Consider the following 10,634-nt stretch of genomic DNA (forward strand, 5'->3'; position numbering starts at 1 on the left):
AAAATTTTAACAAATTTTTGAGTTGTCAACAATTTTATTAACATATAATTATTTTCACGTTAAAAAAAAATAAATTTATTAATCTAAATTAATTAAAATACGATTAATGTAATTTTTAAAGTCTTTGGGGCTATAAATCCAAAACTTGTTACATCTAAAAAATCAAACTAAAATTAGTATCTAACTCATCAATGTTTTTCCTATTTTTACAAAAAAATAAGTATGAAATGAGCATGTCCTAAAATTGGTCGCAAAAATCAATGGCGTTATGAGACCCAAGAGTAGCGAATAGGCAAAGCAATTACATATGACCGATAAAAAATAATAAATACCAACTTATGAAAATCATTATCATAAATGGTCCCAACCTCAATTTATTAGGAAAACGGGAGCCTGAGATATATGGAAGTGCAACTTTTGAAGACTATTTTGAATCTTTAAAAAGTAAATTTCCACAAATAGAATTGCATTATTTTCAAAGTAATATTGAAGGTGAATTGATTACTAAAATTCAAGATGTAGGCTTTTCCTATGACGGAATCATTGTAAATGCTGGTGCTTATACACATACCTCCATTGGTATTGGAGATGCCTTAAAAGCCATTACAACTCCAGTGGTTGAAGTACATATTTCGAATACTTTTTCTAGAGAAAGTTTCAGGCATCAATCCTATATTTCTGGAAATGCTAAAGGTGTTGTTCTTGGGTTTGGAATGAAAAGTTATGAGTTGGCGTTATTGTCTTTTCTGTAGTAAAAAATTAATTAGGCTCAATATGTATTAACACATGTCCCAATTCAGGGATTTCATGTCGCAAGGAATCTTTGAGTTTATGAGATAAATCATGCCCTTCTTTTACTGAAATTTTTCCGTTTACTATTGCATGTAAATCGACATGATATTTCATTCCTGCTTTACGAATAAAACATTTTTCAGTAGCTATTATTCCAGTAACGGTTAGAGCAACTTTTCGAATTTCATCTACTATATCATCATAAAGATGCTCGTCCATAATCTCTCCAAGAGCTGGTCTAAAAATAAGATAGCTATTATAAATGATAAATCCTGAGGCAAAAAGCGCCGCCCAATCATCTGCCGATTCATATCCTTTTCCCAAAATTAGTGCTGAAGCTATTCCTATAAATGCCGCAATTGAAGTTATAGCATCACTCCTATGATGCCAAGCATCTGCTTTTAATGAGGAACTATTGCTTTCTTTGCTTCGCTTCATTACTAATCGAAATGAATATTCTTTCCAAACGATAATCGCGCCTAAAATATAAAGTGTCCATGATTTTGGTAAATCATGAGCTATTTGTATGTTAATAATACTTTCATAAGCAATAATTGTAGCCGATGTAATTAAAAACCCTACAACTAAAAAAGTAATTAAAGGTTCTGCTCTACCATGACCGTATGGATGATTATCATCTGCAGGCTTGTTAGAATATTTAATTCCAAATAACACTAAAAAGGATGCAAAAATATCTGTAGTAGATTCTATAGCATCAGCAATTAAAGCGTAAGAATTTCCGAAAAAACCAGCTAAAAATTTTATAATAGCTAGACATGAATTACCTACAATACTAAAATAAGTAGCTTTAATAGCTGTTTGCTCGTTATTCATGTCAATAAACTTTATATTTTAGTTTATACCCGAACAATATTTGCACCTATAGCGCGTAGTCGCTCATCAATTCTTTCGTAACCTCTATCTATTTGTTCTATATTTTGAATGGTACTAGTTCCTTTTGCTGATAAAGCTGCAATCAGTAATGAAATTCCAGCACGAATATCAGGCGAAGACATAGTAGTTGCTTTTAGTTGTGATTTGAAATCGTGTCCAATAACCACGGCTCTATGGGGATCACAAAGAATAATTTTTGCCCCCATATCAATTAATTTATCTACAAAAAACAAACGGCTTTCAAACATTTTTTGATGAATTAAAACATCGCCTTTTGCTTGGGTAGCCACTACTAAAACGATACTTAATAAATCTGGTGTGAATCCAGGCCAAGGTGCGTCAGATATAGTAAGAATAGAACCGTCAATATCTGTTTTTACTTCATATCCTTTTTCGTGAGCAGGAATATAAATGTCGTCTCCTTTTCTTTCTAGCGTAATTCCTAGTTTTCTAAATACATTTGGAATAACTCCAAGATTTTCCCAACTTACATTTTTAATGGTAATTTCAGATTTGGTCATTGCTGCCAATCCTATCCAAGAACCAATTTCTATCATATCAGGAAGAATTCTATGCGTACATCCGTCTAATTTTTCTACCCCTTCAATGATTAATAAGTTAGACCCAACTCCTGATATTTTGGCTCCCATTGAATTCAACATCTTACAAAGCTGTTGTAAATACGGTTCGCATGCAGCATTATAAACCGTTGTTCTTCCTTTGGCTAAAACTGCTGCCATAACTATGTTTGCAGTACCAGTTACTGAAGCTTCATCTAACAACATATCAGAACCGGTAAGTCCTTCCGGAGCTTCTACACCATAAAAATGATCTTCTCTATTGTAACGAAATTTCGCTCCTAAATTTATAAATCCCTCAAAATGGGTATCTAATCTTCGCCTTCCTATTTTATCCCCACCAGGTTTTGGAATATATCCCTTTCCGAAACGCGCTAAAAGTGGTCCAACAATCATTATAGATCCTCGCAATGAACCGCCTTCTTTTTTAAATGCTTCTGTTTCAAGATAACCTACATTTACATCATCTGACTGAAAAGTAATGGAACTTTGTCCGTTTTTTTGAATTTTTACACCCAAATTCCCCAACAATGTAATTAACTTATTGACATCAATAATATCAGGAATATTGTTGATTGTAACTTTTTCTTCAGTTAATAGAACGGCACACAAAATTTGTAATGCTTCATTTTTTGCGCCCTGTGGAGTAATATCGCCTTTTAGACGAATTCCTCCTTCAATTTTAAAGGTTCCCATTTTTATTGATGTTATGGGTTATGGGTTATTAGGTTTCATGTTATCAAAGACAAACACATAACTTATAACGCACAACTATTTTACAAAGGTTTTCTATTTTGATTTTTATGAATCGGATTGTTTGATTTTCCGTTTTTAGAATTTTTTGGTTTTATACCTCCAGACGGAATAATTTTATTTGAAACTCGTTTATTGGTTCGCATTAAATCGTTTGTATTCAAAAGCTCCTCCGTACTTTGAGTTAAGTTGATGGTTCCCTCTGATAACTCCAATAAATGTTCGAAAATCACATCATCTTTTACGGTGTCTTTGTTCCAACTCAAATAGGATTTCTTCATGTGATTAGCAATGACTTTTATCAAAGCATTCTTCATTTCGCCTTCTTCCCATTTGTTGGCAACATCAATCATATATTTGATGTTATTACCATAAAATCTGTATTTAGGAAAATTTTGGGGATATTTCAAAACATCTGGTTTAAGCTGTAAAACTTCACGAGATGGAATTGGATACGGAGAGTCGGCAACCATCCTAAAATCAGACATAATAAATAGTTGATCCCATAATTTATGCTGAAAATCAGGCACATCACGCAAATGAGGATTTAAGCTTCCCATGACTTGAATGATATATTTAGCGGCTTTGTTCCGCTCAACATCATCCTCAATTACGGTAGCTTGATCTATCAATTTTTGCAAATGACGACCGTATTCTGGAATGATTAAATGTTGTCTTTCAGAATTGTATTCTAAATTAAAGACTGTATCATTCGCATTTTCTTTTATATACTTTGAATTCATAATTTATAGGGAAACTATACCTTTTATAGTAGATACTTCTTGGTATTTATCGATTACTTCTTGAGCATTTTTTACGGTTACATCTATTGACACGCTAGTAAATTTTCCGGTTTTAGATTTTGTAGTCTTTATTACAGCTCCCATACAGTTAAATGCTTCCTCTACACGAAAAACATTATCATCAACTGAGGGAACAATAAATTTAAATAAATATTCTGCAGGCCAAGTATTGCTCATGTCTAACTCCACTTTTAACCTTTCATAAAACTCAGCTACTTCTTTTTCTTTCTCGTTGTCCATTCTTAAACTAAAATAAAAGCAAATATACAGTTTCAAATGACAATTATGAATGATGTATTATGAATTTTTGGTAAAACTGAATTATTAACTTCATTCATTTTTTTAAATCCCAATAAGTTTAAGTAAGTTTGCTCCTTATTTTTAAATCGTGCACAAAGAAATAATAGTTATTATAGGCGGTCCAGGAACTGGAAAAACCACTATCATTGATGCATTGATAGCAAAAGGATACTGTTGCTATCCTGAGATTTCGCGTGAGGTTACCTTAGAAGCAAAAAAACAAGGTATTGAACAATTGTTTCTTGAAAACCCCTTATTATTTAGTGAATTGCTTTTAGAAGGAAGAAAAAAACAATATAAAAACGCTCAAAACGAGCCGCATGAAATTGTTTTTTTAGACAGGGGGATTCCCGATGTTTTAGCCTACATGCACTACATAGGCGATAGTTATCCTGCTTTTTTTGATGTTGCTTGTAGAGAACATATTTATTCTAAAATTTTTATTCTTCCGCCATGGGAAGAAATTTATGAAAGTGACGATGCTCGGTACGAAAATTATGAACAAGCTAAGCTTATTTACACTCATCTCACTGAAACTTACCAAAATTATGGTTATGAACTCATAGAAGTTCCAAAAGATAGTGTTGCCAATAGAATTCTATTTATTTTAGATAAAGTTTCTAATTCCAATCAAATTCAGTTGGATTTTAATTAATCGGATTCTCACTTTTCAGGTAAATACCAGAAACAAATCTGAAATCTATGCAAACAGCGTTACAAATTCTTCAAAAACACTGGAAACATGACGCTTTTAGATCGTTACAAAACGAAATAATTGATGCTGTTTTGAGCGGAAATGACACCTTTACTTTAATGCCTACAGGCGGAGGAAAATCGATTTGTTTTCAGATACCTGGCATGATGAAAGAGGGGATTTGTTTGGTAATATCGCCACTAGTTGCATTAATGAAAGATCAGGTTGCCAATTTGCAAAAAAAAGACATAAAAGCAATTGCTTTAACTGGCGGCATAAAGTCAGAAGAAATGATTCATCTTTTAGACAATTGTGAATTCGGAAACTATAAATTTTTATACCTATCGCCTGAGCGTTTGCAATCGGATTGGATTTTAGAACGACTAAAAAATCTACCTATCAATTTAATTGCAATTGATGAAGCGCATTGTGTTTCGCAATGGGGTCATGATTTTCGTCCAGCGTATTTAAAAATAGCTGAACTAAAACCTCATTTTCCGAAAGCACCTTTTTTAGCGTTAACCGCAACTGCAACTCCTAAAGTAAAAGAAGATATTATTGCTGAATTGAGCTTGAAAAATCCTCAAATCTTTCAAAAATCATTTGCTCGAAAAAATATTGCCTACATGGTTTTTGAGGTAGAGGACAAACTATTTCGCATCGAACAAATTTTGAAAAAAAATCCGCAACCTTCAATTATATATGTACGCAATAGAAAATCGTGTCTGGATGTGTCTTCTCAGTTACAATCCTTAGGTATAAAAGCTACCTATTACCACGGAGGTCTATCACCAAAAGAAAAAGATAAAAACATGCAATTGTGGATGCAAGAAGACGCACAAGTAATTGTGGCTACCAATGCTTTTGGAATGGGAATTGACAAAGCCAATGTGAAAACGGTTATACATATCCAACTTCCCGAGAATCTAGAAAATTATTATCAAGAAGCAGGTAGGTGTGGGCGAAATGGCGAAAAAGCATTTTCTGTGATACTTACAAGTCCATCAGATATTGTTCAGGCTGAAAGTCAGTTTATTGCTGTACTTCCAGACAAATCGTTTTTAAATACTATGTATATTAAACTGTGTAATTATTTTCAAATTGCATACGGAGAAGGTATTAACGAACAATTTTCTTTCAACTTGAATCATTTTTGTTTAAAATATGGATTTCCTATTTTAAAAACTTACAATGCGATGCAATTTTTAGACAGACAAGGAATTATTAATTTATCACAAGAATTTTCAGAAAAAATTACGCTTCAATTTATCATTTCTTCAAAAGAAGTGATTCGCTATATGAGTTTAAACCCAAATGACGAATCTATAATCTTAACCATTTTACGAACATATCCAGGAGTATATGACATGCAAACCGCTTTTAATTTACAATTAATTGCTAAAAAATCAAATCATTCTGAAAACGAAATCCTAGCTGTTTTAAACAAGCTTAAAGAAAAAGAAATTATTGACTACCATTCTAAAAATAATGATGCTACACTCGTTTTCAATGAAGTTCGTGAAGATGAGAGGACTATCAATAGAGTTTCAAAATATTTAGAACGCCAAAACAATTTAAAAAAAGAACAACTTGACGCCGTTCTTCATTATATTCAAGAAAAAAATGTTTGTAGAAGCAAATTAATTTTGAACTATTTCGGAGAAAAAACAGATTCAGATTGTGGGGTCTGCTCCTATTGCATTGCTAAAAACAGTAAAAAAAGGAATACCACAACTACTACAGAAGCAATTATTATACTTTTAAATAAAGGGGATTTAAATTCTAGAGAAATTGAAATTAAATTAAAATACAATGCTGAGGATATTATCTTTGCGCTGCAACAATTATTAGATAATGATACCATAATGGTAAAACCAAATAATAAATACTCAATAAAATTATAATGGAAAAACTACGAATTGTATTTATGGGAACACCAGAATTTGCAGTTGGAATTCTTGATACAATACTAAAAAACAACTATACCGTAGTTGGAGTAATTACTGCCGCCGATAAACCTGCTGGACGTGGACAAAAAATAAAATATTCAGCAGTTAAAGAATATGCCCTAGCTAATAACATGTTTTTATTACAACCCACAAACTTAAAAGACGAAAATTTTATAAAAGAATTAAAATCGCTAAATGCAAATTTGCAAGTTGTTGTGGCTTTTAGAATGTTGCCAAAAGTAGTTTGGGAAATGCCACAATTAGGCACTTTTAATCTTCATGCTTCACTCCTTCCTAATTATCGTGGAGCAGCTCCTATAAATTGGGCTATAATTAATGGTGAATCCAAAACTGGGGTAACTACTTTTTTTATAGACGACAAAATTGATACTGGCGCTATGATTCTAAGTAACGAAATTGAGATTTCGGCAAATGAAAATGCAGGACACTTACATGACAGATTAATGCAATTAGGAAGTAAAACCGTTGTTGAGACAATAGCTTTAATTGAAAAAGGAAATGTGGTTACTACAATTCAAAAAGAAAATCAAGAAATAAAAACAGCCTATAAACTAGATAAAGACAATTGCAAAATTGATTGGTCAAAATCAGGAGCTGAAATTCATAATCTTATTCGGGGACTTTCGCCATACCCAACTGCATGGTGCATTTTTAAGGACGATAGTCAAGAATGGAATGTGAAAATTTATGAGGCCCAATTTAATGCTATAGAACATATAGAAAATATTGGCACCATTTTTTCAAATAAAAAGGAATTAAAAGTAGCTGTATTAGGTGGATTTCTTTCCATTTTAAGTCTTCAATTTCCAGGAAAGAAAAAAATGACAATTCATGAATTGCTCAATGGAATGACTTTTTCAGAAAACACAAAAGTTTGTTAGGTTGCGAAAACACTGAAACGAACGAATTTTCGACAAAAACAAGTCGCTTTATCAACAAATGATTCGAGTTATCAACAAATTAACTAAAAACATTGCGAAACGCTTGTGCAGTAAGGAATTCCTATTAAATTTGTTATCAGTAACAAAATGTTTAACCAACAATTAATAATTATTATTATGAATAAATCAGAATTAATCGATGCTATTGCTGCTGATGCAGGAATCACAAAAGCTGCTGCAAAATTAGCTTTAGAATCATTTTTAGGTAATGTAGGAGCTACTTTGAAAAAAGGCGGAAGAGTTTCTTTAGTAGGTTTTGGATCTTGGTCAGTTTCTAACAGAGCTGCAAGAGACGGAAGAAACCCTCAAACAGGAAAAACAATAAAAATTGCTGCTAAAAATGTAGTGAAATTTAAAGCTGGTGCAGAATTAGAAGGTTCAGTAAACTAGTATACGTTTGTCTCAAATACATTAAAGTCTTCCTTTTGGAAGACTTTTTTTTTACTTTTATTAAAAATTTTTATGTATTTAAAAAAAATAGTGTTAAATTTATTGAAAATTACTACAAAATGATTTCAGAAAAATTAAAAAAAGGGCAATTACTTATTGCAGAACCTTCTATAATTGGTGATTTATCATTTAATCGTTCTGTTATTTTATTAGCAGAACACAATTCCGAAGGATCGGTAGGATTTATACTAAATAAACCTCTAAAATATACTATAAGAGATTTAGTTCCCGATATTGAGGCTAATTTTAAAATTTATAACGGTGGGCCAGTTGAGCAAGACAATCTTTATTTTATCCATAATGTCCCTAATTTAATTAATGAAAGTATAGAGATTTCGAGTGGTATTTTCTGGGGTGGTGATTTTGAATTGACAAGAAATTTAATCAATGAAGGAAAGATAAAGAAAGATAATATTCGTTTTTTTCTTGGTTATACTGGTTGGGAAACACAACAGTTAGAAAACGAAATGGCATCAAATTCTTGGATTATTGCCGAAAATTTGTATCAAAATAAGATAATAGGCAAATCGACAACCGATTTTTGGAAAGAAAAAATTTTAGAATTAGGAGGTGATTATATTTTATGGTCTAATGCCCCCGAAAATCCATTATTGAATTAAGCTACAATAAAATCATTCAATAGGTTCAAAGCTTTTTGCGAAAACGCTGTTTTATATTCCTTTTTTCTGTATTTCGTTATTGGCTGAATTCCTTTTATAACATTCGTAATAAACAATTCGTTTGCTTTCTGAAGATCAAAAGGGGAAATAGCCTCTTCAACCACTTCAATATTATCCATTTTCTTCACTATCGCTAAAATTTGTTTCCTCATAATTCCATTCAGACATCCTTCAGAAATTGGTGGTGTAATTAATTTATTATCCATTAACATAAAGACATTTCCTTGTACTGCTTCTACAACATTTTTATCTTCATTCAATAACAAACAATTTTGTAAGTCATTCTCTTTTGCGTATATACTAGCTGTAATATTTATGACTTTATTGGTCGTTTTTAAAGTTGACAACAATTGTTTTGAAACATAAATATCTTTATACAAATCAACTTCATATTCATTTGAATTTATAGAATAGAACTTATTTTCTATAGGTAGTGAATGTATTAAAAAAGAGATGGTGTTTGTTTCAGGCAAATAATAACCGCCTGGGTTTCTATAAACTGTAATTCTAGCACGTACAGCATCTGAATAATTATTAGTATTTACAACTAACTTTATTTGTTCTTCAAAATATTCCATAGTAAAATTCATTGGGATTTCCATCCTAAGAATTCGCATCGATGACATTAATCTAAAATAATGATCCTCAAGAAAAAGTATCCTATTGTTTATAATTTTAACCGTTTCAAAAACGCCATCTCCATATAGAAACGCCCTATTATTATACAATAAATTTGTTGAAGCTGGAAAAATAGTGCCGTTATAATTAATCATAATAAATAAAAAAGTCCCGATTATACGGGACAAATATAAGTTTAAATTAATAAAATATTAAACAGAACCTATGACATGTTTTAGGTCTGAAATTTGATTTTCCCATAATAGTTTTGCTTCATCAATTTCATCTGGTTCAGCAAAATCTATTACCATAAGAGAAACATCTTTAGTTATTTCATCTTCAAGTATTCGCAATTCAAAAAAATAATCAGTATCTTTTTTATTTTCATCTATCCATCTGAACTTTATTTTCTCTCCTGTTTTTTTTGATGAAAGCCTAGCATTCTCCTCTGAATCATTCCAGATAAAAGTAAAATACTCTCCTCTTGAATTTACGTTATCAGCAAACCACTCCGACAATCCCGAAGGTGTTGATATATACTGATATAGCAATTGTGGTGATGAGTTTATTGGAAATTCTAATTCGTATCTTGATTTTAGCTCCATTTTCTTTGTGTAATTTTTTGGAAATATATAAATATTAAATCAAAAAAAAAGGATTTTTAAAAATAATTTTTTTCTCTTTTTATATTTGTTACCTATGATTTAAATTTTATATTTGCACCCGCATATAAGGACTGCTTGATATGCATTTATGGCGAGGTAGCTCAGTCGGTTAGAGCGCAGGATTCATAACCCTGAGGTCACGGGTTCAACTCCCGTCTTCGCTACACTATTAAAATCTCTAAACTATATACGTTTAGAGATTTTTTTTTACAATTAAAATATTCTCAAGTCTTATTGCAATCAATCCCAAAAAAACAAATTCTCTCTATTCTCACATTCTAAAACTAAATCACAACAAACTGATTGTGTGTTTATTCCTAAAAAAAGCATCATAATTCTTTTTAAATCACCTAAGTTTTACTTTGACACAAGAAAAAACATAATATCTAAATTCATTTATTATACATATTTACTTACAAAATAATAAAATTAATGTATTTCATCGATGTTTTACGCTTTTTATCGGCAAAAAATTTTGTCAATTCATTTTACTAGT

At 31.2% G+C, this 10,634-nt stretch carries 12 protein-coding genes and 1 tRNA gene; 7 read left to right on the forward strand and 6 right to left on the reverse strand.

Annotated elements, in window-relative coordinates; translation table 11 throughout:
• The first annotated feature begins 338 nt into the window (after nt 1-338).
• Nucleotides 339-752 carry a type II 3-dehydroquinate dehydratase gene (gene aroQ, locus ACFQ0S_RS08190; RefSeq protein WP_379759015.1) on the forward strand — a complete coding sequence of 138 codons (414 nt, stop codon included), beginning with the start codon at nt 339-341 and terminating at the stop codon, nt 750-752.
• 7 nt (nt 753-759) lie between these two features.
• Here aroQ and ACFQ0S_RS08195 read toward each other — a convergent pair whose 3' ends face one another.
• The 4 genes from ACFQ0S_RS08195 to ACFQ0S_RS08210 all read right to left on the reverse strand — a co-directional run bounded on the left by ACFQ0S_RS08195 (nt 760) and on the right by ACFQ0S_RS08210 (nt 4,060).
• Nucleotides 760-1,626: a cation diffusion facilitator family transporter gene (locus ACFQ0S_RS08195; RefSeq protein ID WP_379759018.1), complete on the reverse strand. Its 867-nt coding sequence runs from the start codon at nt 1,624-1,626 to the stop codon at nt 760-762.
• Between the two features lie 23 nt (nt 1,627-1,649).
• Complete coding sequence (gene murA, locus ACFQ0S_RS08200) at nt 1,650-2,960, reverse strand: UDP-N-acetylglucosamine 1-carboxyvinyltransferase (protein ID WP_379759021.1); 1,311 nt, start codon at nt 2,958-2,960, stop codon at nt 1,650-1,652.
• A gap of 80 nt (nt 2,961-3,040) precedes the next feature.
• A complete protein-coding gene (locus tag ACFQ0S_RS08205) occupies nt 3,041-3,760 on the reverse strand; it encodes a DUF4290 domain-containing protein (RefSeq protein WP_379759024.1) in 720 nt (239 codons plus the stop codon).
• A 3-nt stretch (nt 3,761-3,763) separates the two neighbouring features.
• Nucleotides 3,764-4,060, reverse strand: coding sequence for a DUF493 family protein (locus ACFQ0S_RS08210; RefSeq protein ID WP_379759027.1), 297 nt, complete (start codon nt 4,058-4,060; stop codon nt 3,764-3,766).
• A 148-nt stretch (nt 4,061-4,208) separates the two neighbouring features.
• Here ACFQ0S_RS08210 and ACFQ0S_RS08215 point away from each other — a divergent pair, with 148 nt between their 5' ends.
• The 5 genes from ACFQ0S_RS08215 to ACFQ0S_RS08235 all read left to right on the forward strand — a co-directional run bounded on the left by ACFQ0S_RS08215 (nt 4,209) and on the right by ACFQ0S_RS08235 (nt 8,795).
• Nucleotides 4,209-4,775 (forward strand): AAA family ATPase, encoded by a 567-nt coding sequence (locus ACFQ0S_RS08215; protein WP_379759029.1) that lies wholly within the window; start codon nt 4,209-4,211, stop codon nt 4,773-4,775.
• A 47-nt stretch (nt 4,776-4,822) separates the two neighbouring features.
• Nucleotides 4,823-6,718: a RecQ family ATP-dependent DNA helicase gene (locus ACFQ0S_RS08220; protein ID WP_379759032.1), complete on the forward strand. Its 1,896-nt coding sequence runs from the start codon at nt 4,823-4,825 to the stop codon at nt 6,716-6,718.
• Nucleotides 6,718-7,665, forward strand: a complete 948-nt coding sequence (fmt, locus tag ACFQ0S_RS08225; protein ID WP_379759035.1) for a methionyl-tRNA formyltransferase — start codon at nt 6,718-6,720, stop codon at nt 7,663-7,665. The genes ACFQ0S_RS08220 and fmt overlap by 1 nt, the downstream gene beginning before the upstream one ends.
• A gap of 177 nt (nt 7,666-7,842) precedes the next feature.
• Entirely contained in the window at nt 7,843-8,115 is a 273-nt protein-coding gene (locus ACFQ0S_RS08230) for an HU family DNA-binding protein (protein WP_379759038.1), read from the forward strand.
• Nucleotides 8,116-8,234: 119 nt separating this feature from the next.
• On the forward strand, nt 8,235-8,795 hold the full coding sequence (locus ACFQ0S_RS08235) for a YqgE/AlgH family protein (RefSeq protein ID WP_379759041.1): 561 nt from the start codon (nt 8,235-8,237) through the stop codon (nt 8,793-8,795).
• Here ACFQ0S_RS08235 and ACFQ0S_RS08240 read toward each other — a convergent pair.
• Together ACFQ0S_RS08240 and ACFQ0S_RS08245 are read right to left on the reverse strand one after the other, a co-directional pair.
• Nucleotides 8,792-9,628: an aminotransferase class IV gene (locus tag ACFQ0S_RS08240; protein ID WP_379759044.1), complete on the reverse strand. Its 837-nt coding sequence runs from the start codon at nt 9,626-9,628 to the stop codon at nt 8,792-8,794. The two genes, ACFQ0S_RS08235 and ACFQ0S_RS08240, sit on opposite strands and share 4 nt — an antisense overlap.
• Before the next feature lie 57 nt (nt 9,629-9,685).
• The gene (locus tag ACFQ0S_RS08245; RefSeq protein WP_379759047.1) at nt 9,686-10,078 is read right to left on the reverse strand and encodes an START-like domain-containing protein; all 393 of its coding nucleotides are present in this window, start codon (nt 10,076-10,078) and stop codon (nt 9,686-9,688) included.
• 150 nt (nt 10,079-10,228) lie between these two features.
• On the opposite strand from ACFQ0S_RS08245, the gene ACFQ0S_RS08250 reads away from it, so the two are divergent.
• A tRNA-Met gene (locus ACFQ0S_RS08250) sits at nt 10,229-10,302 on the forward strand.
• Nucleotides 10,303-10,634 lie beyond the last annotated feature (332 nt).

The sequence above is a fragment of the Flavobacterium myungsuense genome (assembly GCF_042677265.1).
Lineage (GTDB): Bacteria > Bacteroidota > Bacteroidia > Flavobacteriales > Flavobacteriaceae > Flavobacterium > Flavobacterium myungsuense.